Source organism: Streptomyces sp. PR69 (assembly GCF_026420845.1).
In the GTDB taxonomy this organism is placed as follows: Bacteria; Actinomycetota; Actinomycetes; order Streptomycetales; family Streptomycetaceae; genus Streptomyces.
In genome coordinates this window covers 59,133-85,382 of the sequence record NZ_JAOWCB010000001.1, presented here as the reverse complement: position 1 = coordinate 85,382, position 26,250 = coordinate 59,133, and the positions used below count along the sequence as shown (strand labels likewise).

The window sequence follows — 26,250 nt, the reverse complement described above, 5'->3', positions numbered from 1 at the left end:
GCGCCCCTTCCGTGCCTCCCACTCTTCCGTCTGCCCCGGTCGGCTCCCATCCGCATCCGTACTCATCTCGGCGACTAGGTACGGATACTCAAGCCTGGTGCGCTCACCTGCCGCATGAGCGGCTCAGTGCGGAGAATCCGTACGTCACGGGTGCGCGCGGCGGAGCTGTCAGTGGCGGTCGATAAAGTCGCGGACATGGCACGGATTGCGGTGATCGGCGCCGGAGCGGGCGCCATGGCGGCGGCCGCCCGGCTGGCCGTGGCAGGCCACCGGGTGACGGTGTACGAGCGCTCGGCGACCTACGGCGGGTCGGTGGGCCGGTTCGAGCGCGACGGTTTCGCGTTTGACACCGGTCCCGGTCTGCTGCATCTGCCGGCCGTCTGGCGCGATCTGTTCCTCAAGACCGGCAAGGAGCCGCTGGAGAGCCGCGTCGGGCTGGTCCAGGTCGATCCGGCGAGCCGCCATCTGTTCGCCGACGGCACCGCGGCCACCCTGCCGAACGCCACACGCGCCGGGGTCGTGTCCGCCCTGGAGGAGGCGCTGAGTGCGGGGGCCGGGGAGCGCTGGGGAGCGTTCCTCGTGCGGGCCAGGGACGCCTGGGACCGTTCCCGCCGCCCATTGCTGGAGGAGCCGCTGTGGCCCAACTGGGAGGTGCTGGGCCGCAACCCCTATCCGTCCCTGCGGCAGCGCAGACTGCTGCGGACCCGGCAGGCCGCGACGGTCCGGGAGATCGGCCGGTGGGAGCTGGCGGACCCGCGGCTGGCCGCGCTGCTCGACGGATGTGTGCTGTCCTACGGCCTCGATCCGCGGCATGCCCCGGCCAGCGCCGCGCTGCTGCCGTATATGGAGCAGACCTTCGGCAGCTGGTATGTCGAGGGCGGCCTGCGGGAGCTGGCGCGGGCCGTGTATGAGCGGTGTCTGGCCAGAAGGGTGGAGTTCGTCTTCGGCGCGGAGGTGACCCGCGTCGTCGAGAAGGACGGCAGGGCGGCAGGGGTGGAGCTGGCTGACGGCTCGTTCGCCGAGGCCGCGCATGTGGTGGCCGGGGCCCCGGTGCCCGGGCTGCTGGACGGGCGCCCGTGGCAGGACGGCGATGTGCCGCCGCAGCGCCCCGCGACCGGACGGTTCACCGTGCTGGCCGCGCTGCGCGGGGCGCGGTCCGGGTCCGCCCCGCACCGCACGGTGATCCACTCCCCTGATGCCCACGCCGAGGCGTCGGCCGTCTTCGGCGGGCGGACGGCGGAGCGGCCCACGGTCACGGTGCTGCGGCCGGACGACCCGCGGTGCCGCCCGGACGACGCACATGAGGCGGTCACCCTCACCGCCACCGTGGCGGCTCACGACGCCATGGGCGGGGAAGGGGTCGACTGGACGGATCCGGCACTGCGGGAGAGCTGTGCCCGGACGCTGATCGACGCCGCGGCCGCGGCGGTGCCGGAGATATCTGAGCGGCTGCTGTGGCACGAGATCCTGACGCCCGCGGAGACGGGGGCGGTGCCCGCTCCCGCCCTCGCCGGGGGCGGCTGCCGCTGGCTGCACCAGGGGAACGCGACCCGGCTGCCGGGGCTGTATCTCGCGGGCGGCTGGTCCCATCCGGGCGGCGGGCTGCCACATGCGGGGATGTCCGGCGCGCTGGTCGCGGGGCTGATCGTGGAGGGCCCGGACTTCCGCGGGTCCCAGTGACACGCCGCGGGGCCCTGACACGCCGCGGGTCCCAGTGAGGGCCCGGGGCCGGCGGATCCGCCGGCCAATGGCTCAGTATCAGTAGCGGTACTGCTGCTCGTTGTGCCCGGGGTCGTAGCCGTAGGGGGAGGGGGACTCGGGCGGGTTCGACGGCATGGGCGGGGTCTGCTGCTCGTCGTCGCGCTGGAGCGGGACCCAGACCCCGCCCGGCGGGGTCTCGCTGTACGGCTGCTGGGCGTAGGCGTCCGCCGCGAACTGCTGCTGACCGCCGAAGCTGTCGTAGTGGTCGTAGGTCTGGAACTGCTGGCCGCCCACATGCTGACCGCCCACATAGGGGTCGGAGTACGCGGGGTACTGCTGCCGCCCGGCGTCGTAGTCGTATGCGTCGGCATAGGAGTCCTGACCGGTCTGCCCCGACTGGCCGGTGTGCTGCTGGCCGTAGTCGGGGAAGCCGTATCCGCCCTCGTAGGCCGCATAACTGTGGCTGTGGTCCGGCTCCGCCGCATAGGCCGGATTGGCGGTGTAGATGCCGTACCGGCCGGTGTCCTCCGGCAGCGGCTGCGGTTCGTAGACGGAGGACGCCCCCTCACCGGAGGCGTTCAGGGTGGTCACGGAACCGGAGCCGTAGGGGTCATGGGCCGGGTCAGGGGCGGCGCTGCGCGGGCTGTCGCTGTCGGAGGCTCCCGCGGGGCCGTCCGTATGGTCGTGGTCCGGGTCCCGGCGGGTGTCGTCAGAGGCATCTGCACGGGCCTCTTCACACGCCAGATCCGATACCTCCAGCGTGGGCTCACGCCTGGCCGCGCCGCCCGGGCCGACCTTGCGCCGACGGCTGACGCCCGGACTGCCGCCGAGCGCCCACCCCGTGGAGAAGCCGCGGCGGAAGGAGAGCGTGACACAGGTCTGGCCGGCGGCGAAGGCGAGGGCGCCGGCCACGATCACCAGGCGGTTGGCCGTGAGCACGCCGAAGACCACGACCAGGAAGCCGACGAAGGCGAGAACACGCCATCGCAGCCGGGCTTTGTACTGCAGCAGCACCTCACCGAGCAGCCACAGCGCGACGATGCCGAACGCGATGTACAGGACCGTCCAGCCCATCCCCGCCCCTCTCCTGCGGCCGCAGTCCCGGGTCGGGGTGGGTGCGGCCGGTCAAGACTGCTCGTGCAGTCCGAGATTCTCGTAGATCTCGAGTGTCGCCGTGGAATTGTTCAGCGTGATGAAGTGCAGTCCGGGGACGCCCTCGGACAGCAGACGCTCGCAGAACTCCGTCGCGAACTCGATACCGATGGAGCGTACAGCGGCGGGATCGTCCTTGGACGCGAGGATCCGCTCTTTCAGACCGTCGGGGAAGGTGGCGTTGCTCAGCTCCGGAAATCTCTCAAGCTGTCTGACGCTGGTGACCGGCATGATCTCGGGGATGATGGGCGTTTCACAACCCGCGGCCGCCACCCGGTCCCGCAGCCGCAGATAGTCCTCGGGCCGGAAGAACATCTGTGTGATCGCATAGTCCGCGCCCGCCCGGCACTTATCCACAAAGTGCCGGATGTCCGTGTCCCAGTCCGTGGAGCGCGGATGCATTTCGGGGAAGGCGGCGACGCCGACGCAGAAGTCCCCCGACTCCTTGATCAGCCGGACGAGTTCCGCCGCGTATCGCACTCCGTCGGGGTGCTTGATCCACTCCCCCATCGGGTCGCCGGGCGGATCGCCCCGCACGGCGAGGATGTTGCGGATCCCGGCGTCGGCGTACTGTCCGATCATATTGCGCAGCTCGGCGATGGAGTGGTTCACCGCGGTGAGGTGCGCGACGGGGGTGAGGGTGGTGTCGGCGGCGATCTGCTGGGTCGCCTTGACGGTGCCGGCCCTGGTCGAACCGCCGGCTCCATAGGTCACGGAGACGAAGTTCGGGGCCACCGCTTCGACTCTGCGCAGCGCGTTCCAGAGGTTCCGCTCGCCCTTCTCGGTTTTGGGCGCCCAGAACTCGAACGAGTACGAGGGTTTTCCGGGCGCGAGCAGCTCACGCACGGTGCGTGCGCGATCCGTCCTGGTCGAAGCTGTGCCGAGGGCCATACCCGCAGGTTATCCAGGCCGCGGCGGTCCCCCAACCGGACCATGGAAAAATGCGGCTTTTGTCCGACCTCTGTCCACCCATCGGACACTTTTTCGCCACCAAGCCCCTGCTGGCGGGCCATTTCAGGTCTACGGGCCGTCAGATGCCCACCATACGAGACGCTCGCTTCGGGCTGCGGGCCGATGACGGTCCCGAGCGCCGTCCCGAGGGCTACGAGGCGAGGCGCTCACGGACCCTCTTCGCGAGATCGGCGGCCGCGGCACCCGGGTCGTCCGCCTCGGTGATCGCCCGTACGACGACGATCCGGCGCGCCCCGGCGTCCAGCACCTGGTCGAGATTGCCGGCGTCGATGCCGCCGATGGCGAACCAGGGCCGGCCGCCGCCCCGGGCCGCGGCATGGCGCACCAGATCCAGGCCCGGCGCATGCCGCCCCGGCTTGGTGGGGGTCGGCCAGCAGGGGCCGGTGCAGTAGTAGTCCACGCCCGGCTGCGCCGCGGCCGCGTCGGCCTCGGAGCCGGCGTGGGTGGAGCGGCCTATCAGGACCTCGTCGCCGAGGATCGCGCGGGCCGCGGGCACCGGCAGATCCCCCTGACCCAGATGCAGCACATCGGCGCCGATCGCATGGGCGACGTCCGCGCGGTCGTTCACCGCGAGCAGCTTGCCGTGGCGGCGGCAGGCGTCGGCGACGACCTGGAGATGGTCGAGCTCCTCGGCCGCCTCCATCCCCTTGTCGCGCAGCTGCACGATGTCGACGCCGGAGGACAGCACCTCATCAAGGAACGGGGCGAGGTCGCCGCGCTCCTTGCGCGCGTCCGTGCACAGATAGAGCCGGGCGTCGGACAGCAGCGCATGGGCCGTGGACATGGGCACGATCCCCCGTAGGGCGGGCGGCGCGCGGGCCCGGAGCACAAGGCTCAGGGCCCGCACACCGCGACTGGTTGGCAGGTTGTACGGTCACCGCACGCGCATGCGAGCGGCAGGATGACGCCGGAGTGTGCCGGACGTCAGACGGCGAGCGCCTGGGCCCGGCGCTTCACCTCCGTGCCGCGATTCTCCCTGAGCGCCTGCGCGGGGGTGCCGGGCAGGGTCGGGTCGGGGGTGAAGAGCCACTCCAGCATCTCTTCGTCGGTGAAGCCGTCGTCCCTCAGCAGGGTCAGGGTGCCGGAGAGGCCCTTGACCACCCGGTCGCCGTCAATGAAGGCGGCCGGCACCTGCAGTGTGCGGTTCTCACCTCGGCGCACGGCGATCAGCTGGCCCTCCTTCACCAGCTGCCGCACGCGCGTCACCTCGACGTCCAGCATTTCCGCGATGTCGGGCAGGTGGAGCCAGGCGGGGACGAGAGCATCGGTCTTCGCGTCAATCTCGGTCACATCACAAGCGTGCCATCTGGGACTGACAGTCGGTAGCCGGGCCTCAGCAACTGGGGCTCCGCCCCAGCCCCCGTGCGGGGGCTCCGCCCCCGAACCCCCGCGCCTCAAACGCCGACGGGGCTTGATTGCGCAGCCCCTCCCGCCTCAATCGCCGGCGGGGCTTGATTGTGCTGACCCTCGCGCTTCAGTCGCCGCGGGGTGGAGTTCGGTCCCTGCGGTGGTGTTCCGCCAAGTGGTGTAGCCGGTCGGCCCTGGCGGCTTCGCAGGTGGCGGCAGGTTCGGCCGGAAGCCTGGGCGGCCTCCGCCGCCCCGACCGGCTCGCGCGGTGGCGCGGAGCTTCGGACGGGCCGGCCGAGCACCATGTGCGGCGCCCCTGCGCCTCAGTCGCCGGCGGGGCTTGACTGGCGCAGTCAAATTCAGCCCGTTGGGGGGCACCTCCGTGGGGGTACCCCCGGACGGAGTCTGGGGGAGGTAGCTGGGGGAGGAGCCTGGACACGGCCGAAGGCCGTACCCGGGAGCGGGCTGCGCGAAGCTGCCACCCCACGGCCCCTTCCCCGGACGGGCCCGGAGCACGGGGGCGACGGGCCCGGAGCAGGGCGGGCGGGGCCGGAGCGGGCCCTGGAGGGGGCCTCCGGGGAAGGGCCCCGAGAGGGGCTGGGGCTTGCCCCCAGTTGCGGGAAGTGGGGGGGTGCCCCACGCCCCCAGGGCGTAGGGGGAGGGGCAAGGGAAAGGCCCCCGCACACCCCTACGCGACGGCCGCCTTCAGGGGGACGGACGGGTCCGCGGCCCGGTCCGGGGCGAGCCGGGCGCCGGACTGGATGAGCTTGCGGCCCTGCGCGAGATCGCGGGGGCGGCCGACGGCGAGCAGCGCGACGAGTACGCCGTCCCGCAGCCAGAGCACGGTCCAGCCCGCGTCCCCCGCCTCGGCCGGGTCGCCGCGCCACAGCAGTGTGTCGGCGGCCGCGTGATGCCCCGCGTACTGGACGAACCGCCCGAACTGCTCGGACCAGAAGTAGGGCACCGGGTCGTACACCTCGCCGGGCGCGCCGTCGCCGCCGCCCACGATGGCGGCGGCGACGGTGCGCGGCCCCTGGAGGGCGTTGTCCCAGTGGTGGACGAGCAGCCGCGCCCCGTAGCGGGCGGAGGGGAAGGAGGCGCAGTCCCCGACGGCGTACACATCGGGCGCCGAGGTGCGCAGCCGGTCGTCGGCGGTGATCGCGCCGTCCGGGTCGCGTGCGATGCCGGACCCCGCCAGCCAGGACGTGGCGGGCCGCGCCCCGATCCCGACGACCACGGCGTCGGCGGCGATCCTGCGCCCCGCGCCGGGGCCGTCCGCGGCGAGGAGGACCGCGCCCGGTTCCACGGACGCCACCCGTGCGCCGGTGATCAGCTCCGCCCCGTACTCGGCGTACCAGGCGGCCATGGGTGCGGTGACCTCCGCGGGGAGGGCGCCGGCCAGGGGCCGGTCCGCGGCTTCCACGACGGTGACGGCGCAGCCCGCCTCGCGGGCGGCCGTGGTGAACTCCGCGCCGATCCAGCCCGCGCCGACCACCACGATGTCATGCCGCTGTTCGAGCACGGGCCGCAGCCGCGCCGCGTCGTCGAGGGTGCGCAGCAGATGCACGCCGGGCACGCCCTCGGCGCCGGGCAGGGTGACCGGCTCCGCGCCGGTGGCGATGACCAGGACGTCGTACGGGACGGGCCCGGCCTCGGTGTCCAGCTCATGCGCGCCGGGGCGCACCCCGGTCACCTCGCAGCCGAGCCGCAGCTCGATGCCGAGCGCCTCGAAGTCCACGTCAAAGGCGGAGCCTTCGGCTTTGCCGAGGAGAATGGCCTTGGACAGCGGGGGCCTGTCGTACGGCTGGTGGGGTTCCGCGCCGATCAGCGTGACCGGTCCGGTGAACCCCCGCTCCCGCAGGGCGACCGCGGTCTGCACCCCCGCCATGCCCGCCCCGGCCACGACGACCCGCCGCGCCGCCCCCTCCGGGCTCCGCTCCGGCCGCTGTCTCTGCTCGCTCACCCGATCACCTTACGCAGCTGACAAGACGTCAGGAAGACGCCTCGGAAAGCTGCTCCACCACGCTGGTCCCGCGGCCCGGCTGCGACTCCCACTCCCAGGTCTCCTCCAGCCGCACCCGGCCGTCGGCGAGTTCCACGACCGTCGAGGCGCAGCGCCCGGAGGCCGTGCTGCCGTCCGTTCTGAGCTGGACGTAACGGAAGTCCAGCCGGTCGCCCTCCCTGGTCCCCACCAGATGCCCGCGGATCACGTCGCCGCCCGCGTATTCGGCCCAGATCCGACCGTCCTGCTCGTGATAGGTGAACCGGGTGCCGGTCCCCACCTGACCTGGGGCCTGGTCGGCCACGGGGGCGAGGACCAGACCGTCGAGCGAGCGTGCCACAGCGGCTGCTCCCTTGCTGCGCCTTACAGCGCGTCGCGAGCTGGGGTTAGGGTGGCCACCGTAAAGCACTCGCGGGAGCCCGGACGCACCGGGCTGAGAGGGAGGCTGGGCGGCCTCCGACCGTACGAACCTGATCCGGGTCATGCCGGCGAAGGGAGGGGCTGAACGCCCATGTCGCATGTGTCGTATGTGTCGCGTATGCCGAAGGACGTCTCGGACGTTCTGGTCATCGGGGGCGGGATCATCGGCCTGGTCACCGCGTGGCGGGCCGCACAGCGGGGCCTGCGGGTGCGGGTCGTCGATCCGCACCCGGGCGGTGGCGCCGCGCAGGTCGCGGCAGGCATGCTGGCCGCCGTCACCGAGCTGCACTACGGAGAGCAGAAGCTGCTCGGGCTCAATCTGGAGTCCGCGCGCCGCTATCCGGCGTTCGTCGGGGAGCTGGAGGAGGCGAGCGGGCAGACCGTGGACTACCGGGCCTGCGGCACGCTCGCCGTGGCGCTCGACGCCGACGACCGGGCCCATCTGCGGGAGCTGCATACGCTGCAGCAGCGGTCCGGGCTTGAGTCGGTGTGGCTCACGGGACGCGAGTGCCGCCGGCTGGAGCCGATGCTCGCGCCGGGGGTGCGCGGCGGGCTGCGGGTCGACGGCGATCACCAGATCGATCCGCGACGGCTCGCGGCCGCCCTGGTGACGGCCTGCGAGCGGGCCGGGGTGGATCTGCGCCGCGGCTGGGCGGAGCGGCTGACGGTCGTACGGGACCGGGCGGCCGGGGCCGTGCTGACGGACGGCGTGACGCTGGCCGCGGGCCAGGTGGTGCTGGCGGGCGGCTCCCTGAGCGGCAGGCTCGCGGGGGTGCCGGACGAGGTGCTGCCTCCGGTGCGGCCGGTGAAGGGGCAGGTGCTCCGGCTGACCGTGCCCCCCTCTTATGCGCCGTTTCTCTCCCGGACCGTGCGCGCCGTGGTGCGCGGCAGCCAGGTGTATCTGGTGCCGCGCGCCGGCGGGGAGCTGGTGGTGGGCGCGACGAGCGAGGAGCTCGGCTGGGACACCACGGTCACCGCGGGCGGGGTGTACGAACTGCTGCGGGACGCCCATGAGCTGGTGCCAGGCATCACGGAGCTGCCGCTGACGGAGACATGCGCCGGGCTGCGGCCCTGCTCCCCGGACAACGCTCCGCTGCTCGGCCCGACGGCCCTTGACGGCCTGTCGCTGGCCACCGGCCACTACCGCAACGGGGTGTTGCTGACCCCGGTCACCGGCGATGTCATGGCCGAGGTCCTCGTCTCGGGCGAACTTCCCGCCATGGCCCGTGACTTCGCCCCGAGCCGGTTCTCTCCCCCGCACGCCCTCCTCCAGTCCTCCGTACGTCAGGAGCAGCCCGCATGACCGCCTCCGAATCCGCCTCCGAATCCGTCGCCCTGTCCGTCTCCGTGAACGGCGAGCCGCGCCGGCTCGACCGGCCCACCACCCTGGACGCCCTGGTGGCCACCCTGACGACGGCCCCTTCCGGAGTGGCAGCCGCCGTGAACGAGACCGTCGTGCCGCGCAGCGCGTGGCCCGCCACGGTGCTCGCCGAGGGCGACCGGGTCGAGGTCCTCACCGCGGTGCAGGGAGGCTGAGCGGCCATGTCCGACGACCGTTTCCTGCTGGGCGGTGTGGAGTTCTCCTCCCGGCTGATCATGGGTACGGGCGGGGCGCCGAGCCTCGATGTGCTGGAGCGCTCCCTCGTCGCAAGCGGCACGGAGCTGACGACGGTGGCGATGCGCCGCCTCGATCCCACCGTCCAGGGGTCCGTGCTGTCCGTGCTGGACAAGCTGGGCATCCGGGTGCTGCCGAACACGGCGGGCTGCTTCACTGCGGGCGAGGCGGTGCTGACGGCACGTCTGGCGCGCGAGGCCCTCGGCGCCGACTGGGTGAAGCTGGAGGTGGTGGCGGACGAGCGGACGCTGCTGCCGGACCCGGTCGAGCTGCTGGACGCCGCCGAGACCCTCGTCGACGACGGCTTCACCGTCCTGCCGTACACCAATGACGATCCGGTGCTCGCGCGGAAGCTGGAGGACGTGGGCTGTGCGGCGGTCATGCCGCTGGGCTCGCCCATCGGCTCGGGCCTCGGCATCCGCAATCCGCACAACTTCCAGCTGATCACCGAGCAGGCCGGGGTGCCGGTGGTGCTCGACGCGGGCGCGGGCACGGCGTCCGACGCGGCGCTGGCGATGGAGCTGGGCTGTTCGGCGGTGATGCTGGCATCGGCGGTGACGCGGGCACAGGAGCCGACGCTGATGGCGGAGGCGATGCGGCACGCGGTGGAGGCCGGGCGGCTGGCGTACCGGGCGGGCCGCATTCCGCGCCGCCACTTCGCGGAGGCGTCGTCCCCGGCGGAGGGCCGCGCGGCGCTCGACCCGGAGCGGCCCGCGTTCTGAGCCCGTTCTGAGCCCGCTCCGAGCACGGTCCGCCCACGGCCCGGTCAGCTGCGGGTAAAGGTGCCAAGACCGGTGGCGTCGAGGTTCTCCACCACTGCCTTCGACGCCCGCGCCCCCGCCCCCTCGCCGACGGTGAAGGTGACTCCGAAGCGGCCCGCCGCGTTCTCGCCCGTCGACTCGTAGCTGAAGGTGTCGCCGTCGTAGTGCGTGAGGGGGAAGCGCATAGTGCGCGGGCCGAGTTCCATCACCAGGCCGCCGCTCTCGGCCCGTACGGTCAGCGGTCCGTAGTAGCCGTTGGCGTACGTCCCCGTGTACGCGTCGTCGGACCTCGCCTCGGCGGGGTCCTCCGGCGGCTTGCCGTAGTCGGTGTCGGAGCGCTCGCTCTCCTCCAGCGCGGCGAAGGAGCTGCTGGCGAGCTGCCACCAGTCGACCGTCTGCCGGCCGTTCTGCGCGATGTCCAGAAAGGCCGAGGTCACCGTCTCGGGCACGCCGATCGGCTGACCGTTCGTCAGGACGACGATGCCGAGCCGCTCGGACGGCAGAAGCGCCACGGCCGTGGCAGCCCCGAGGTTGAAGGCGCCGGAGTGGCTGAGCCGGAGTCTGCCGTGCTCGTCGTAGTCGACGTTCCAGCCGAGCCCGTAGAAGCCGGCACGGCCGGCCGGGGCGGCGGCCGGGCGGGAGACGCTGTGCGGGAGCCAGGTCTCGTCGAGGGCGGCGGCGTCGATGAGCTGCTCGTCCCCGTCCTTGCCGCCTGCGAGCTGCAGCCTGGTCCACTTCGTCAGGTCGCGGAGGTTCGAGCTGGCTCCCCCCGCGGGCGACTGGGCGTCCGCGTTGCGGGTATGGTCCGCCCGCCACTCGCCGTCCACCCGGACATGGGCCGCGGCCTTGTTGGCGGCCTGTTCGTAGTCGGCGAAGCGGGAGCTGGTGGAGTCCATGCCGAGCGGCTCGTACAGCACCTCCTCGGACAGCTCCTCCCATGTGGCGCCCTTCGCCTCGGCCACGGCGACGGCGGCCTCGGTCAGCCCCATGTTCGTGTAGGCGTAGCTGGCCCGGAACGGCGACAGCGGCTGGTCGCGCAGATGGCCGAGGATGTACTCCTGGTCGTAGCCGAGGTCCTCCAGCAGATCGCCTGCGTGGTCGGGCAGCCCGCTGCGGTGGGAGAAGAGGTCGGCGATCGTGACGTGCTCGCTCACCCACGGGTCGCGCAGCGCGAAGCCAGGGTCGTGCTCGGCGACCGGGTCGTCCCAGGCCACCTCCGCGGCGCCGCCGGCCCCGCCGACGGCGCCCGCGACGACCGTGGACGCCAGCGGCTTGGAGACCGAGGCGAGCTGGAAGACGGTGCCGGGGTCGACCTTCTCGGGGTCGCCCGCGCGCCGGACGCCGTAGCCCTTCTCATGGATCACCTTGCCGTCGTGGACGACGGCGACGGCTACGCCGGGCACCCCCGTGCGGCGCATCAGGTCCTCGACCATCGGGTCCAGCCGGCCGGCCGCGTCCTCGACCTGCTGCCGCGTCATCAGCGGGGGCGGCTGCGGCGGCGGCGCCTCGGAGAGGGTGGGTGAGGCCGTGGCGTCGGCCCGGGCCGGCCGGGCGCCGGTCGCCGCATCGCAGCCGGCCGCGGTCAGCAGGACGCCGGTGACGGCGACGGCCGCGAGGGCGCGGCAGGAGGCACGGGTGCGGGCGGACGCTCGGCTGCGGCGGCGTGGATGTGAGGCCATAGGCCACAGGTTGGTCGCAGTGCGGGGTCTGTGCCACCGGAGGCGTTCGGGAGGCGTAAGCCCGGCTCGTACACTCAACGGCGTGGATACGACCCTTCAGGACCCGCTCGTCGGGCAGTTGCTCGACGGCCGCTACCGAGTCGACGAGCGGATCGCCGTCGGCGGCATGGCCACGGTCTACCGGGCCGTCGACACCCGGCTGGACCGGGTGCTGGCTCTCAAGGTCATGCATCCCGCCCTCGCCGCCGACGCCTCCTTCGTGGAGCGGTTCATCCGCGAGGCCAAGTCCGCGGCGCGGCTCGACCACCCGAATGTGGTGGGGGTCTTCGACCAGGGCGCCGAGGGTGCGTATGTCTATCTCGCCATGGAGTACGTGGCCGGCTGCACGCTGCGCGATGTGCTGCGCGAGCGCGGGGCGCTCCAGCCGCGGGCGGCGCTCGACATTCTGGAGCCGGTGCTGGCCGCGCTGGGGGCCGCGCACCGGGCGGGGTTCGTCCACCGGGACATGAAGCCGGAGAACGTCCTGATAGGGAACGACGGCCGGGTCAAGGTCGCCGACTTCGGTCTGGTGCGGGCCGTGGGGTCGGTGACCAGCACCACCGGGGCGGTGCTCGGCACCGTGTCGTATCTCGCGCCGGAGCAGATCGAGTACGGCACCGCGGACACCCGCGCCGATGTGTACGCGTGCGGGGTCGTGCTGTACGAGATGCTGACCGGGGCCAAGCCATACGCCGGGGACACCCCGGCCCAGGTGCTCTACCGGCATCTGAACGAGGATGTGCCGGCTCCGTCCGCCCTCGTCCCCGGGCTGGCGGTCGAGCTGGACGAGCTGGTGGCGAGCGCGACCGCCCGGCGCGCCGACGTCCGTCCGGATGACGCCGTGGCACTGCTCTCCCGGGTGCGCGAGGCCCGTGCGGCGCTCGGCGACGAGCAGCTGGACGCCGTGCCGCCGCAGGCCCGGGACCAGGGACGGGACAGGGACAGGGCGGGGGAAGCGGACTCCGTCTCCCCCGAGGCCAGGACCAGTGTGATCCCCCGTACGCCGCCCGAGAAGCCGTCGGCGGGGGCGTCCGCCGCGGAATCCGGCCACACCAGCAGACTCGACGTGCCCCTGCCGCCTCCCCCGCACCCTCCGGGCCGGCCCCGGCAGCGCGGCCGGGTCCCCGTGCCCCGGCGCGGGGTGCTCGCCGCGCTGATCGGGGTGCTGGCGGTCCTGGGGGTCGGCGCGGGCGTCTGGTACATCGGCTCCGGGCAGTTCACGCGGGTCCCCGCGCTGATCGGCAAGACCGAGCAGGAGGCGCGGCAGCGGCTTGAAGACGCCGGTCTCGGCGTCAAGGAGGTGCGCCGGGACTTCAGCGAGACGGTTGAGCGGGGCACGGTCATCAGCAGCGAACCGGGCACCGGTGAGCGCATCCGGGGCAATGGCTCGGTGACCATCGTCGTCTCGCGCGGCCCGGAGATCGTGAAGGTCCCGGACCTCAGGGGCAAGCCGCTCGCCGAGGCCGAGCGGGAGCTCAAGAAGACCGGTCTCGCGCCGGGGGTCGTCACCGAGGAGTTCAGCGAGGACGTCGAGCGGGGTTCGGTGATCGGCACGGAGCCGGGTGCGGGCGCCAAGCGCAGCCCCGACACGGCCATCGCGCTGAGAGTCAGCAAGGGCGCACCGGTCGACGTCCCGGACGTGGTCGGCGAGTCGGCACAGGACGCGACCCGTGAGCTGGAGGACGCCGGCCTTGAGGTGAAGGTGGCCCCGGAGCGGATCAACTCGGCCGAGGAGGCCGGAGCGGTCGCCCGGCAGTCGCCCGGCAAGGGCACGGAGGCGGCGCGCGGCGACACGGTGACGCTGACGCTCTCCAAGGGCCCGCGGATGATCGAGGTCCCGGATGTGGTGGGCGACAAGGCCGACGACGCCGAGCGGAAGCTGAAGCAGGGAGGCTTCAAGGTGAAGGTGGAGAAGAACTTCCCCTTCCTCGGCGACGAGGTGGAGAGCCAGTCCGTCGACGGCGGCGAGCAGGCCCCCGAGGGCAGCACCGTCACCATCCGGATCAAGGGCCTGTAGCGGCCTGTGCCAGCAGGGACCCGCAGCAGCGAGCAAGGAACCGTGGAACCCGTGGAAGCTATGCGCAACCCTGTGGGCAGCCATGTCCCCGTGGCCGGCGGCCTGGCCAGGACCGGTCTGAGCTACGCCCGTGAGCTGGGCGCGGAGGCCGTCCAGGTGTTCGTCGCCAATCCGCGGGGCTGGGCGACGCCCGCGGGGAGCCCCGCGCAGGACGAGCAGTTCCGTGCGGAGTGTGCGGCCGAGGGGATATCGGCCTGGGTGCACGCCCCGTATCTGATCAACTTCGGCTCGCACACGGAGGCCACCGTGGAGCGGTCGGTCGAGTCGCTGCGGCACTCACTGCGCCGGGGCCGGGAGATCGGGGCGCTGGGGGTGGTGGTGCACACCGGCTCCGCGACCGGGGGCCGGCCGCATGGCGAGGCCCTGGCGCAGGTCCGGGAGCGGATGCTGCCGCTGCTGGACGAGCTGACGGATGACGGCGACCCCTTTCTGCTGCTGGAGTCGACGGCGGGCCAGGGCTTCTCGCTCTGCTCCCGGATGGAGGACTTGGGTCCGTACTTCGAGGCGCTGGACTTCCATCCGAAGCTCGGCGTGTGTCTGGACACCTGCCACGCCTTCGCGGCGGGTCACGATCTCGCCGCCCCGCAGGGGATGGCGCTGGCCCTGGATCTGCTGGTGGCGACCGTCGGCGAGGGGCGGCTGAAACTCATCCACGCCAATGACTCCCAGGATGTCGTCGGGGCCCACAAGGACCGGCATGCGAACATCGGCGCGGGCCATATCGGCGAGGAGCCGTACCGGGAACTGATGCGCTGCCCGGCGACCGAGGGCGTGCCGCTGATCATCGAGACGCCGGGCCGCAAGGAGGGCCATGCGGCGGATGTGGCGCTGCTGAAGAAACTCCGCTGAGGCTGTCCCGCTGAACCTTCGCTGACCTGCGGAAAGGCGCCGGGAGCCGCGGAGTGGTCCTACAGCTCGGGGCCGTCTCCGGGCTCCTCCTGGTAGGAGTAGCGCTGCTCCCGCCAGGGGTCGCCGAGGTTGTGATAGCCCCGTTCCTCCCAGAAGCCCCGCCGGTCGGCGGTCATGTACTCGACGCCCCGGACCCATTTGGGGCCCTTCCAGGCGTACAGATGCGGGACGATCAGCCGCAGTGGGAAGCCATGCTCGGCGGTGAGCAGTTCGCCGTCCTTGTGGGTGGCGAAAATCGTGCGTTCGGAGGTGAAGTCCGACAGCCGCATATTGGCGCTGAAGCCGTACTCCGCCCACACCATCACATGGGTGACGTCGTCCGCGGGAGGGGCGAGTTCCACGATGGTACGGGCGGGCACCCCGCCCCATTCGGCCCCCAGCATGCTGAACTTCGTCACGCAGTGGAGATCGGCGACGACGGTGGAGAAGGGCAGCGCCGAGAACTCCTCGTGGTTCCAGCAGCGCTTGTCGCCGTCCGCCGTGACGCCGAAGACACGGAACTCCCAGCGGTCCGGCCTGAACTTGGGGACGGGGCCGTAGTGAGTGACCGGCCAGCCCCGCTGCAGCCGCTGCCCCGGCGGAAGCACGGACTCCTCTGGTGCGCGGTATTCCCGGCTCTCCGGCTGACCCATGTCCTCAATGGTGACAGACAGGGAGGGGTGGTCATGACCGGGTCTGCGCCGATTCGGGCAACTCCTACTAAGCATGCACTTACTGGACGGCCCCCGTTCGCGGTGCAAGGATGCGCGCACCTGCCAGTCACACGTGGAAGGAGCCTCTGCGATGCAGGGCGACCCCGAGGTCATCGAGTTCCTCAACGAGCAGCTGACTGCCGAATTGACCGCGATCAACCAGTACTTCCTGCATGCGAAGATGCAGGAGAACCTCGGCTGGACGAAGCTCGCCAAATACACGCGCGCGGAGTCGTTCGACGAGATGAAGCATGCGGAGGTGCTCACCGACCGCATTCTCTTCCTCGACGCCCTGCCGAACTATCAGCGCCTCTTCCATGTCCGCGTCGGCCAGACGGTCACCGAGATGTTCCAGGCCGACCGGCAGATCGAGGTGGAGGCGATCGACCGGCTCAAGCGCGGCATCGAGCTGATGCGCAGCAAGGGCGACATCACCTCGGCGAATATCTTCGAGTCGATCCTGGCGGACGAGGAGCATCACATCGACTATCTCGACACCCAGCTGGAGCTGGTCGAGAAGCTCGGCGAGCCGCTGTACATCGCCCAGCTGATCGAGCAGCCGGACAGCTAGACCCCGGCCTTCGCTGTCAGGCCGCTTCTTCGAGCAGCGGGGCCTCGTCCCGCGATCCGGCGTCTGCGCCGGCGGTGAGCGCGGGCATGCCCTGGTCGAGCAGCTCACGGCGCGGGCAGCTGCCGCGGCCGAGCAGGGACTGGATCTTGCGGACGCATGAGCCGCAGTCGGTGCCCGCCTTGCAGGCGGAGGCGATCTGCCGGGGGGTGCATGCGCCCGCGTCGGCGTGCTCCTTGACCTGCTTCTCGGTGATGCCGAAGCACGAGCAGACGTACACGCGGGTCCACCTCCCGTCCGATGGGCCGATGCGACTGGTCCGGCCGCTGAACCGGCCGGGCCGCTGATCAATAAGGCTAACCTAACCTTACCCGCCGGGGGCAGCCCGCAAAAGCCCGGGATATGCCTGTGGGGCGTGGATCACATGGATCCACGCCCCACAGACGACAGTGCGCGCGCTCATAGACTCACTGGTCGCGGTACATCTCCGCCACCAGGAACGCCAGGTCGAGCGACTGGCTGCGGTTGAGCCGCGGGTCGCAGGCCGTCTCATAGCGCTGGTGCAGATCGTCGACGAAGATCTCGTCGCCGCCGCCCACGCACTCCGTGACATCGTCGCCGGTCAGCTCCACATGGATGCCGCCGGGGTGGGTGCCCAGCGCCTTGTGGACCTCGAAGAAGCCCTTGACCTCGTCCAGGACGTCGTCGAAGCGGCGCGTCTTGTGGCCGGAGGCGGCCTCGAAGGTGTTGCCGTGCATCGGGTCGGTCACCCAGGCCACGGTGGCGCCGGAGGCGGTGACCTTCTCGACCAGCTCGGGGAGCTTGTCGCGGACCTTGTCGGCGCCCATGCGGACGATGAAGGTCAGCCGGCCGGGCTCACGCTCGGGGTCCAGCCTGTCGATGTACGTCAGCGCCTCGTCGACCGTCGTCGTCGGGCCCAGCTTGACGCCGATCGGATTGCGGACGCGGGACGCGAACTCGATGTGCGCCCCGTCGAGCTGCCGGGTGCGCTCACCGATCCAGAGCATATGGCCGGAGACGTCGTACAGCTGGCCGGTGCGGGAGTCCACCCGGGTCAGCGCCGACTCGTAGTCCAGCAGCAGCGCCTCATGCGAGGCGTAGAACTCCACCGTGCGGAACTCGGCGGGGTCGGTGCCGCATGCCTTCATAAAGTTCAGCGCGTTGTCGATCTCGCGGGCGAGCTGCTCATAGCGCTGGCCCGAGGGAGACGACTTCACGAAGTCCTGGTTCCAGGCGTGCACCTGCCGCAGGTCGGCGTAGCCGCCGGTGGTGAAGGCGCGCACCAGGTTCAGCGTGGAGGCGGACGCGTTGTACATCCGCTTGAGCCGCTCGGGGTCCGGGACGCGGGCCGCCTCGGTGAATTCGAAGCCGTTGACGGAGTCGCCCCGGTAGGTGGGCAGCGTCACACCGTCGCGGGTCTCGGTCGGCTTGGAGCGGGGCTTGGAATACTGCCCTGCGATCCGGCCGACCTTGACCACCGGCACGGAGGCGGCGTAGGTGAGCACCGCGCCCATCTGGAGGAGGGTCTTGAGCTTGTTGCGGATGTGGTCCGCGGAGACGGCGTCGAAGGCCTCGGCGCAGTCGCCGCCCTGGAGCAGGAACGCCTCGCCCTTGGCGACGGCTCCCATCCGGGCGCGCAGCTGGTCGCACTCGCCGGCGAAGACGAGCGGCGGATACGACTCGAGGTCCGCGATCACATCGCGCAGAGCCTCGGCGTCCGGGTAGTCGGGCTGCTGCGCCGCGGGCAGGTCTCGCCAGGTGTTGCCACCGGCAGCGGTGGTCTTAGCGTTCACGGTCACGACGTCAAGATTACGGGGTCCTGGACGAGGTCCCGTCGAACGCCCAGCAAATGAGACGAGAAGTCCATCGCCGCTCCTCTCCTCACCGCCGGTCCGGGCCGCGAGTCCCGGCCGCGGGTCCGCGCCGCCGGTCCGCGCCGTCGCCCCGGAATCTGAGGCTCCGGCCGTCTGCCCCACGCTCTGGATCTTGCACCTGCTAACCTCAGGCCACTTTCGGTCAAATTCAAAACAGGGGTGGACGTGAGCCGAAGACATCGCAAAGACCGCAAGAAGAAACGTCTTGTCTACGGTGTCGCGGCGGGTGTGGTCGCCAGCGCCACGATCGGCACGATGGCCGTGGCGACCCCCGGACTCCTGGCAGGCCGGAACGGCGACAGGCCGGTTCCGGCCGGCGCCGTACTCCAGAGCCAGTTCGACAAGGCCGCGAAGGAGTTCGACGTCCCCAAGAACGTGCTGATGGCCGTGGCGTACCGGCAGACGCGCTGGGAGAGCCACAACGGGGAGCCGAGCACCACCGGCGCGTACAACGTCATGGGGCTCACTCAGGTGAACCCCGACGACCTCGAAGAGGACCACGCCGACCACTCCAACGGCGGCGGCCACGGCACGGCGGACGATCCCCGGCTCGAGCACGTCAACCGCAGCGGCGATCCGAGTGTCGAGAAGCACTTCGACGCCGGGGAGGCCCTCGCGGAGCTGCCCGAGGAGACAGTCGACACCGACGACCCCCGGCTGCACACGCTGGACGAGGCCGCCGAGCTGATCGACGAGTCCGCCGAGTCGCTCAAGGAAGACACCGGCGACAGCGTCCGCGCCGGCGCGGCGCTGCTCGCCGAGTACCAGCGCCAGGCCACGGGGGAGCTCTCCGACGACCCGGGCGACTGGTATCCGGCGGTCGCCCGCTACAGCCAGTCACCCGATGTCGAGGGCGCCGAGCAGTTCGCGGAGCGCGTCTATGAGTCGATCAGGACGGGCGAGCGGCGGATCACGGCGGAAGGGCAGCAGGTCACCCTGCCCCCCGACCCCTCGGTCACACCCGACAAGCCGGCGAAGCCGCCGCTGGCCGCCACGCCCGCGGACACCCGCGCGGCCCCGGCGCCCGACTGCCCGTCCAGCCTGAACTGCGACTTCCGCCCGGCCGCGTACCAGCAGAACAGCGACGAGACCGACTGGGGCAATTACAACGTCGCCAATCGCCCCGAGGCGGGCTACGACATCCGCTATATCGCCCTCCACGACACGGAGGGCGACTACGCCTCGGCGCTGAACGTCTTCCAGAACTCCAGGATGTACGCCAGCGCCCACTATCTGATCCGCGCCTCCGACGGCCTGGTCACCCAGATGGTGGAGAACAAGAACGAGGCGTGGCACGCGGGCAACAAGACCCTCAACATGCACTCGATCGGGATCGAGCACGAGGGTTACGCCATGAAGGAGGGCAGCTGGTACACCGAGCCCCAGTACGAGTCCTCCGCCGCCCTGGTGAAGCATCTCGCCGCGAAGTACGACATCCCGCTGGACCGCGAGCACATCATCGGCCATGACGAGATCCCGGGCGTGCTGGACCACAAGGTCCGCGCGCAGCACTGGGACCCGGGCCCCTACTGGGACTGGAACCACTACATGTCCCTGCTGGGTGCGCCCACCGGGGACAGCGGGGCGGGCGGCCCGGTCAAGGCGGGCCAGCTGGTGCGGATCGTGCCCCCGTTCAGCACGGCGAACCAGCCGCCGCTGACCAAGGGCGGCACTTCGGTCAAGCCGCGCCCGTCGAACTTCGGCTACCTCTACACCTCGCCGTCGACGGGTGCGCCGAAGATCACCGACCCGTACTTCCCGACCGTGCTGTGGAGCGAGGGCTCCAACTGGTCCAACAAGGTCCGGGCCGGCGGCGAGTACGTGGTGGCCGATGCCACCCACAACTGGACGGCGATCTGGTACGGCGGGAAGAAGGCCTGGTTCCACAACCCCGGCGGCCAGTACACCGCGCCCGCCGGTACGACCGCCCAGCCCCTGCTGACCCCCAGAGACGGACTCTCCTCGATCCCGGTGTACGGACGCGCCTACCCCGACGAGGCGGCGTACGCGGGCACCGGCGTGCCGGTCCAGGACGACAACTCCGCATCGCTGACCGAGTACAGCGTTCCGGCCGGGCAGAAGTACACCCGGGCCGGCGGGGCGGTGAAGGGCGACTACTACTACGGCGGCACCTTCGACGGCACCGGCGCCGGCTCCCGCACCCGGGTCGAGGGCAGCAACGTCTTCTACCCGATCCGCTACAACCACCGCATCGCCTGGGTCCGGGCGAGCGATGTCCAGCAGGTCCCCAGCACCCTGCCCGACCAGGGCGACGACCGCTTCAACCTGCTCGGCAGGGACGCATACGGCGGGCTGTGGCAGTACCAGGGCACCGGCAGCGCGTCCGCGCCGTTCTTCCACCGCTACCGCATCGGCGGCGGCTGGCAGACGTACGACACGGTGACGGCCATGGACACGCTGCGCGCCGACGCCGTGGGCGACATGATGGCCCGCGAGCCGGACGGCGATCTGTACTACTACGCGGCGAGCGGCGATCCGGATCACCCGTTCAGGCCGCGCATCAAGGTCGGGTACGGCTTCCAGATCTACGACCGGCTGATCGGCGTCTTTGATGTGACCGGGGACGGCGAGGCCGACTTCGTGGGCCGGGACAAGTCCGGCGTCCTCTGGCTCTACCGGGGCACCGGAAACCCCTCCGCCCCCTATGAGGCGAGAACAAGGATCGGCGGCGGCTGGAACATGTTCGACCTGCTGTCCGGCGTGACCGACCTCGACGGCGACGGTCTGGGCGATATGCTCGCCCGCCAGCCCGACGGCGCCCTCTGGCTCTACCAGGGCACGGGAGACGCCGCCAGGCCGTTCACACCGATGCGCAAGATCGGCACTGGCTGGCACATCTACGACGCCATCCAGGGCAACGGGGACTACGACCGGGACGGCGAGGCCGACTTCGTGGGCCGGGACAAGTCCGGCGTCCTCTGGCTCTACCGGGGCACCGGAAACCCCTCCGCCCCCTATGAGGCGAGAACCAGGATCGGCAGCGGCTGGAACATGTTCGATCTGCTGATCTGACCGGTCGCTGCCCACCGGTCGCTTCTTCCGTCCGACGCCTCCGGTCTTCCATCCGATGTCCCTGGGCTTCCGTCCGATGCCCCGTGGGCCGTCCCACTCTCCGGGACGGCCCACGGGGCGCGGCGGCGGATGCGCTAGGGTCGGCGGCATGTTCGCGCCGCTGACGTATCTCAATCAGAACTGGTGGTGGACCGCAGACCCGGCGGCCCACTGACTGAGCGCGCGACATTCTCGCCAAGGCCGCCCGAGGGGCGGCCTTCACTGTTTCCCGGGGTTTCTGGGAGAGAAGCGGCCGTTCCTCTCTCCCGGAAGGAACTTCCGCATGATCCTCGAAAGGCTGCTCGCGGACGACTGTCCTCCGTTCGCCCTGCTGCGCCGCCGCACCCCCGGCCGTGACCATGACACGGTGGAGCTGCTGATCGGCTCCGTGCACGAGGCCGAGCGCCTCGCGGACATCCCGGTGGGCGAGCTGCCGTCCCTGGCGCTCGTGCCCTTCCGGCAGATCCGGGAGCGCGGCTTCGAAGTCACCGACGACGGCACGCCGCTGGCCGTGCTCGTCGCCGACGAGGTGCATGAGCTGCCGCTGGCCGAGGTGCTCGCCGACCTGCCCGCCCATGAGGTGCGGGTGCGGGACGGTGGTTTTGACACCGACGACGCGGCGTACGCGGAGGTGGTCCGCCGGGTCGTCCGGGACGAGATCGGCAGCGGCGAGGGCGCGAACTTCGTCGTACGGCGGACCTACACGGGGCGCATCCCCGGCTTCGGCCGCGCCGACGCGCTCGCCCTGCTGCGGCGGCTGCTTCAGAGCGAGCGGGGCGCCTACTGGACGTTCGCCGTGCACACCGGGGAGCGGACGCTGATCGGCGCCAGCCCCGAGGTGCATGTGCGGATGGCCGGGGGCACGGTCGTGATGAACCCGATCAGCGGCACCTACCGCTACCCGGAGGGCGGGGCGACGGCGGAGGGTCTGCTGGCCTTCCTCGGCGACCGCAAGGAGCGCGAGGAGCTCTCCATGGTCGTCGACGAGGAGCTGAAGATGATGTGCACCGTCGGCGACATGGGCGGGGTGGTGATCGGGCCCCGGCTGAAGGAGATGTCGCACCTCGCGCACACCGAGTACGAGCTGCGGGGGCGCTCGTCGCTCGATGTGCGCCAGGTGCTGAAGGAGACCATGTTCGCGGCGACGGTCACCGGGTCGCCGGTGCAGAACGCCTGCCGGGTGATCGCCCGGCACGAGACCGGGGGCCGCGGCTACTACGCGGGCGCGCTGGCCCTCCTCGGCAGGGACGCCGGAGGAGCGCAGCGGCTGGACTCGCCGATCCTGATCCGCACGGCGGACATCGACGCGCAGGGCGGGGTGCGGGTGCCGGTGGGCGCGACGCTGGTGAGGCACTCGGACCCGGCGGGCGAGGTCGCCGAGACGCACGCCAAGGCGGCCGGGGTGCTGGCGGCGCTCGGGGTGCGGCCGGAGCGGCCGCGGGAGGAGTCCGTACGGCCCCGGCTGGCCGACGATCCGCGGGTGCGGGCGGCGCTGGACGGCCGGCGGGCCCAGCTGGCGCCCTTCTGGCTGCGGATGCAGGCCCGGTCCGCGCGGCTGACCGGGCGGGCGCTGGTGGTGGACGGAGAGGACACCTTCACCTCGATGCTGGCGCATCTGCTGCGAGCCACCGGCCTTGAGGTGGCGGTCCGCCGCTTCGACGAGCCGGGCCTGCGGGCGGACGTCCTCTCCCATCGGGGCCCTGTGGTGCTGGGCCCCGGCCCGGGGGATCCGACGGACCCCGCCGATCCCAAGATGCGGCTGCTGCGCCTGCTCGCCGGGGAGCTGCTGCACGGCCACCGCCAGGGACTGCTGGGCGTCTGCCTCGGCCATGAGCTGCTCGCGGCGGAGCTCGGCCTGGACATCGTCCGCAAGGACGCCCCCTATCAGGGGGCACAGGAGCGGATCGACTTCTTCGGCCGGCCCGAGACGGTGGGCTTCTACAACAGCTTCACCGCCCGCTGCGACGAGGCGACGGCGGCCGAGCTGGCGATGCACCGCATCGAACTGAGCCGCGACGCCGCGACGGGTGATGTCCACGCCCTGCGCGGGCCGGGCTTCGCGGGCGTCCAGTTCCACCCGGAGTCCGTCCTGACCACGTCGGGCGCGGAGCTGACGGCGTCGCTGCTGGCGGGGGTGCTGGTGTCCTGAAGCCGGGGGGCGGGCCTCGGGGGGCTTTCCCCCACCCCACCCCTTCCCGAAACTGGGGGCAAGCCCCCAGACCCCTGTACGGCCTTCGGCCATGTCCTCAAACTCCCCCGGACTCCTCCCTCAGCTGCCTCCCCCAGACGCCGTCTGGGGGAGGCAGCTGAGGGAGTTTGAGGCGCGGGGGTACGGGGGCGGAGCCCCCGCAAAACGGGGTCTGGGGCTTGCCCCCAGGGCGTGAGGGGGGAGGGGTGGGGAAAGACCCCCCGGGGCCCCTAGGCGCGGGGGGTCAGCGTATTGCCGCTGCGCCGCCCCGCCGCATAGTCGTCGACGTTGCGCCGCGTCGTCTCGACGATCTGTGTCACCGCGTCCCGCGTGTAGTACGCCTGATGCGAGGTGACCAGCACGTTCGGGAGGGTCATCAGCCTGGCCAGGGTGTCGTCCTCGATCGGTTCGAGGGACTTGTCGAGGAAGAACAGCCCGGCCTCCGCCTCGTACACATCCAGGCCCACACCGGTGAAACGGCCCCGGCGCAACGCGGCGACCAGCGCATCCGTGTCGATGAGGCCGCCGCGGCTGGTGTTCACCAGGATCGCGTCGTCCTTCATCATGCGCAGGGCCTCGGCGTCCAGGAGGTGGTGGGTGGCGGGCAGCAGGGGGACATGCAGGCTGACCAGGTCGCTGGAGGCGAGCAGCTCCTCCTTCTCGACGTACTCCATGCCGAGCTCCACGCACGCGGGGTTGTGCACGATGTCCCAGCCGAGCAGCTGGACGCCGAAGCCGTGGGCGATCCGGGTGAATGCCTCACCGATCTTCCCGGTGCCGAGCACGCCGACCGTGCGGCCGCGCAGATCGCGGCCCATGAGCCCGTCGAGGCGGAAGTCGAAGTCCCGGGTGCGGCTCGCGGCGCGGACGACATGGCGGTTGACCGCCATCGCCAGGGTCCAGGCGAATTCGGCGACGGAGTACGGGGAGTAGTACGAGACCCGGGCGACGGTCAGGCCGAGCCGCTCGGCGACGGGCAGGTCGATGTTGTTGAAGCCCGTGGAACGCTGGGCGATCATCCGGGTGCCGCCGCCGGCCAGGATCCGCAGCACCCGTGCGCCCAGATCGGCGTTGACGCTGGTGGAGACCGCCTCATGGCCGGCGGCCAGCGGCGCGGTGTCCTCGCTGAGGAAGACGCCCAGGCAGCGGATGTCATGGCCGTCCGCGAAGGCCCTCTCGATCAGCGGCTTCTCGTCCGCCTGCACACCGAATGCCAGGACTTCCACGACGCACCTCTCGAAGGCGGGCAATGGGCCGGATACCGCCTTTGCCGGTATGTGTCCGTACCGTGAATATACGGCCCACGCCCCGCCTGCGCCCGGGGCCGAACGGCCCTCGCCCTCAGCCGAAGAAGACGCCGACCTCCTCGTACAGCTTCGGGTCGACCGTCTTCAGCTTCGCTGTCGCCTCGGCGATCGGGACGCGCACGATGTCCGTGCCGCGCAGCGCGACCATCGAGCCGAAGTCGCCGTCCCGCACGGCCTCGATGGCGTGCAGGCCGAAGCGGGTGGCCAGCCAGCGGTCGAAGGCGCTGGGCGTGCCGCCGCGCTGGACATGGCCGAGCACCGTGGTGCGGGCCTCCTTGCCGGTGCGCCGCTCGATTTCCTTGGCCAGCCACTCCCCCACTCCGGAGAGGCGGACATGGCCGAAGGAGTCCACGGAGCCGTCCTTGAGGACCGCGTCGCCGCCCGTGGGCATGGCGCCCTCGGCGACGACCACGATCGGGGCGTAGCTCGCCCTGAACCGGGATGTCACCCAGGCGCAGACCTGGTCGAGGTCGAAGCGCTGCTCGGGGATGAGGATGACGTTCGCCCCGCCGGCGAGGCCGGAGTGGAGCGCGATCCAGCCGGCGTGACGCCCCATCACCTCCACGACGAGGACCCTCATATGGGACTCGGCCGTGGTGTGGAGGCGGTCGATCGCCTCGGTGGCGATGCCGACCGCGGTGTCGAAGCCGAAGGTGTAGTCGGTGGCGGAGAGGTCGTTGTCGATGGTCTTGGGGACGCCGACGCACTTGACGCCGTACTCGTTGGACAGCCGGGCGGCGACGCCCAGCGTGTCCTCGCCGCCGATCGCGATGAGCGCCTCGACCTCGTTCTTGGCGAGGCTCTCCTTGATGCGGCGGACGCCGTCCTCTTCCCGGAAGGGGTTGGTGCGCGACGAGCCGAGGATGGTGCCGCCACGGGGCAGGATGCCGCGTACGGCGGGGATGTCGAGGGGCATCGTGTCGCCCTCAAGCGGTCCGCGCCAGCCGTCGCGGTAGCCGAGGAACTCGTATCCGTACTCCTGCACGCCCTTGCGGACGATGCCACGGATGACCGCATTGAGCCCGGGGCAGTCGCCGCCCCCGGTCAGTACTCCGACGCGCATGGAATCTCTCCTTCGCATGGTGAGCCTTATGACCGCCACGCTAATGGTGAGCCAGCTCACTCAGAGATGGGAAGGATCGTCAATTCCGTTACAGGCCGGGGCGGTTGGGCCCATGGCTTTCACCCGTACGAGTAGGGGCGTCAGGCGTCGTCGAGGCCGCGCTCTATCGCGTACCGCACCAGCTCGACCCTGTTGTGCAGCTGGAGCTTGCCGAGGGTGTTCTGGACGTGGTTCTGCACGGTGCGGTGGGAGATGACCAGACGCTCGGCTATCTGCTTGTACGACAGCCCCTTGGCGACCAGCCGCAGCACCTCCGTCTCCCGCTCGGTGAGCCGGGGCGCATGGGGCTCCCCGGCGTCTGGGGCGGGGGCGGGCTCGGCGGCCAGCCTGCGGTACTCGCCCAGGACCAGGCCCGCGAGGCCCGGTGTGAAGACCGGGTCCCCGGCGGCCGTGCGGCGCACCGCGTCGGTCAGCTCCCCGGCGCTGGCCGACTTGAGCAGATAGCCGGTGGCTCCGGACTTGACCGCCTCCAGCACGTCAGCGTGCTCACCGCTCGCGGAGAGCACCAGCACGCGCAGCCCTTCCAGGGAGCCGACGAGCTCCTTGCACACCTGGACGCCCGGCTTGGCGGGCAGATTGAGATCGAGGACGAGGACGTCCGGGCTCGCCGCACGCGCGCGGCGCACCGCCTGCTCGCCGTCGCCTGCCGTGGCGACCACCTCGAAGCCCGCGGCTTCGAGATCGCGGGCGACCGCGTCACGCCACATGGGGTGGTCGTCGACCACCATGAC

Annotated in this window: 23 protein-coding genes and 1 riboswitch; of the genes, 10 read left to right on the top strand and 13 right to left on the bottom strand. The window is 71.4% G+C overall.

Annotation, left to right across the window (positions count from 1 at the left end; translation table 11 throughout):
- Positions 1-195: 195 nt before the first annotated feature.
- Positions 196-1,680 (top strand): phytoene desaturase family protein, encoded by a 1,485-nt coding sequence (locus OF819_RS00390; protein ID WP_267241213.1) that lies wholly within the window; start codon positions 196-198, stop codon positions 1,678-1,680.
- A 78-nt stretch (positions 1,681-1,758) separates the two neighbouring features.
- Here OF819_RS00390 and OF819_RS00385 read toward each other — a convergent pair whose 3' ends face one another.
- From OF819_RS00385 to OF819_RS00360, 6 genes are all read right to left on the bottom strand, one after another.
- On the bottom strand, positions 1,759-2,775 hold the full coding sequence (locus OF819_RS00385) for a hypothetical protein (protein WP_267241212.1): 1,017 nt from the start codon (positions 2,773-2,775) through the stop codon (positions 1,759-1,761).
- A 51-nt stretch (positions 2,776-2,826) separates the two neighbouring features.
- A complete protein-coding gene (metF, locus tag OF819_RS00380) occupies positions 2,827-3,744 on the bottom strand; it encodes a methylenetetrahydrofolate reductase [NAD(P)H] (RefSeq protein WP_267241211.1) in 918 nt (305 codons plus the stop codon).
- Positions 3,745-3,955: 211 nt separating this feature from the next.
- Positions 3,956-4,609, bottom strand: coding sequence for a thiamine phosphate synthase (gene thiE / locus OF819_RS00375; RefSeq protein ID WP_267241210.1), 654 nt, complete (start codon positions 4,607-4,609; stop codon positions 3,956-3,958).
- A gap of 140 nt (positions 4,610-4,749) precedes the next feature.
- The gene (locus tag OF819_RS00370; protein WP_267241209.1) at positions 4,750-5,115 is read right to left on the bottom strand and encodes an Rv2175c family DNA-binding protein; all 366 of its coding nucleotides are present in this window, start codon (positions 5,113-5,115) and stop codon (positions 4,750-4,752) included.
- A gap of 745 nt (positions 5,116-5,860) precedes the next feature.
- Positions 5,861-7,135: an NAD(P)/FAD-dependent oxidoreductase gene (locus OF819_RS00365; protein ID WP_267241208.1), complete on the bottom strand. Its 1,275-nt coding sequence runs from the start codon at positions 7,133-7,135 to the stop codon at positions 5,861-5,863.
- 28 nt (positions 7,136-7,163) lie between these two features.
- On the bottom strand, positions 7,164-7,514 hold the full coding sequence (locus tag OF819_RS00360; protein ID WP_267241207.1) for a hypothetical protein: 351 nt from the start codon (positions 7,512-7,514) through the stop codon (positions 7,164-7,166).
- Positions 7,515-7,575: 61 nt separating this feature from the next.
- Positions 7,576-7,688: riboswitch (TPP riboswitch) on the top strand.
- On the opposite strand from OF819_RS00360, the gene thiO reads away from it, so the two are divergent.
- The 3 genes from thiO (at position 7,686) to OF819_RS00345 (ending at position 9,931) form a co-directional block, all read left to right on the top strand.
- Positions 7,686-8,897 carry a glycine oxidase ThiO gene (thiO, locus tag OF819_RS00355; protein WP_267241206.1) on the top strand — a complete coding sequence of 404 codons (1,212 nt, stop codon included), beginning with the start codon at positions 7,686-7,688 and terminating at the stop codon, positions 8,895-8,897. Its footprint overlaps the riboswitch before it by 3 nt.
- Positions 8,894-9,130, top strand: coding sequence for a sulfur carrier protein ThiS (gene thiS / locus OF819_RS00350; protein ID WP_267241205.1), 237 nt, complete (start codon positions 8,894-8,896; stop codon positions 9,128-9,130). The genes thiO and thiS overlap by 4 nt, the downstream gene beginning before the upstream one ends.
- 6 nt (positions 9,131-9,136) lie before the next feature.
- Entirely contained in the window at positions 9,137-9,931 is a 795-nt protein-coding gene (locus tag OF819_RS00345; RefSeq protein WP_267241204.1) for a thiazole synthase, read from the top strand.
- A 44-nt stretch (positions 9,932-9,975) separates the two neighbouring features.
- Here OF819_RS00345 and OF819_RS00340 read toward each other — a convergent pair whose 3' ends face one another.
- Complete coding sequence (locus OF819_RS00340; RefSeq protein WP_267241203.1) at positions 9,976-11,649, bottom strand: serine hydrolase; 1,674 nt, start codon at positions 11,647-11,649, stop codon at positions 9,976-9,978.
- Positions 11,650-11,731: 82 nt separating this feature from the next.
- Between OF819_RS00340 and pknB the strand changes: the two genes are divergently transcribed.
- Both pknB and OF819_RS00330 read left to right on the top strand, forming a co-directional pair.
- Entirely contained in the window at positions 11,732-13,705 is a 1,974-nt protein-coding gene (pknB, locus tag OF819_RS00335; protein WP_267241202.1) for a Stk1 family PASTA domain-containing Ser/Thr kinase, read from the top strand.
- A 60-nt stretch (positions 13,706-13,765) separates the two neighbouring features.
- Positions 13,766-14,614 carry a deoxyribonuclease IV gene (locus OF819_RS00330; protein ID WP_267241201.1) on the top strand — a complete coding sequence of 283 codons (849 nt, stop codon included), beginning with the start codon at positions 13,766-13,768 and terminating at the stop codon, positions 14,612-14,614.
- Positions 14,615-14,673: 59 nt separating this feature from the next.
- Here OF819_RS00330 and OF819_RS00325 read toward each other — a convergent pair whose 3' ends face one another.
- Positions 14,674-15,306 (bottom strand): sulfite oxidase-like oxidoreductase, encoded by a 633-nt coding sequence (locus OF819_RS00325; RefSeq protein WP_267241200.1) that lies wholly within the window; start codon positions 15,304-15,306, stop codon positions 14,674-14,676.
- Positions 15,307-15,457: 151 nt separating this feature from the next.
- On the opposite strand from OF819_RS00325, the gene bfr reads away from it, so the two are divergent.
- Positions 15,458-15,937, top strand: a complete 480-nt coding sequence (bfr, locus tag OF819_RS00320; protein ID WP_267241199.1) for a bacterioferritin — start codon at positions 15,458-15,460, stop codon at positions 15,935-15,937.
- Positions 15,938-15,953: 16 nt separating this feature from the next.
- Here bfr and OF819_RS00315 read toward each other — a convergent pair whose 3' ends face one another.
- Together OF819_RS00315 and OF819_RS00310 are read right to left on the bottom strand one after the other, a co-directional pair.
- Complete coding sequence (locus tag OF819_RS00315) at positions 15,954-16,214, bottom strand: (2Fe-2S)-binding protein (RefSeq protein ID WP_267241198.1); 261 nt, start codon at positions 16,212-16,214, stop codon at positions 15,954-15,956.
- A gap of 187 nt (positions 16,215-16,401) precedes the next feature.
- Positions 16,402-17,754, bottom strand: coding sequence for a class II 3-deoxy-7-phosphoheptulonate synthase (locus tag OF819_RS00310; protein WP_267241197.1), 1,353 nt, complete (start codon positions 17,752-17,754; stop codon positions 16,402-16,404).
- Between the two features lie 240 nt (positions 17,755-17,994).
- On the opposite strand from OF819_RS00310, the gene OF819_RS00305 reads away from it, so the two are divergent.
- The 3 genes from OF819_RS00305 (at position 17,995) to OF819_RS00300 (ending at position 23,050) form a co-directional block, all read left to right on the top strand.
- Entirely contained in the window at positions 17,995-20,862 is a 2,868-nt protein-coding gene (locus OF819_RS00305; RefSeq protein ID WP_267241196.1) for an N-acetylmuramoyl-L-alanine amidase, read from the top strand.
- A gap of 55 nt (positions 20,863-20,917) precedes the next feature.
- The gene (locus tag OF819_RS29175) at positions 20,918-21,076 is read left to right on the top strand and encodes a trp operon leader peptide (RefSeq protein ID WP_416370437.1); all 159 of its coding nucleotides are present in this window, start codon (positions 20,918-20,920) and stop codon (positions 21,074-21,076) included.
- A gap of 108 nt (positions 21,077-21,184) precedes the next feature.
- Positions 21,185-23,050, top strand: coding sequence for an anthranilate synthase family protein (locus OF819_RS00300; RefSeq protein WP_267241195.1), 1,866 nt, complete (start codon positions 21,185-21,187; stop codon positions 23,048-23,050).
- A 269-nt stretch (positions 23,051-23,319) separates the two neighbouring features.
- Here OF819_RS00300 and OF819_RS00295 read toward each other — a convergent pair whose 3' ends face one another.
- From OF819_RS00295 to OF819_RS00285, 3 genes are all read right to left on the bottom strand, one after another.
- Entirely contained in the window at positions 23,320-24,315 is a 996-nt protein-coding gene (locus OF819_RS00295) for a 2-hydroxyacid dehydrogenase (protein ID WP_267241194.1), read from the bottom strand.
- Between the two features lie 115 nt (positions 24,316-24,430).
- Positions 24,431-25,459, bottom strand: coding sequence for a 6-phosphofructokinase (locus tag OF819_RS00290; protein WP_267241193.1), 1,029 nt, complete (start codon positions 25,457-25,459; stop codon positions 24,431-24,433).
- A gap of 140 nt (positions 25,460-25,599) precedes the next feature.
- On the bottom strand, positions 25,600-26,247 hold the full coding sequence (locus tag OF819_RS00285) for a response regulator (RefSeq protein WP_267241465.1): 648 nt from the start codon (positions 26,245-26,247) through the stop codon (positions 25,600-25,602).
- Between the last annotated feature and the right edge of the window lie 3 nt (positions 26,248-26,250).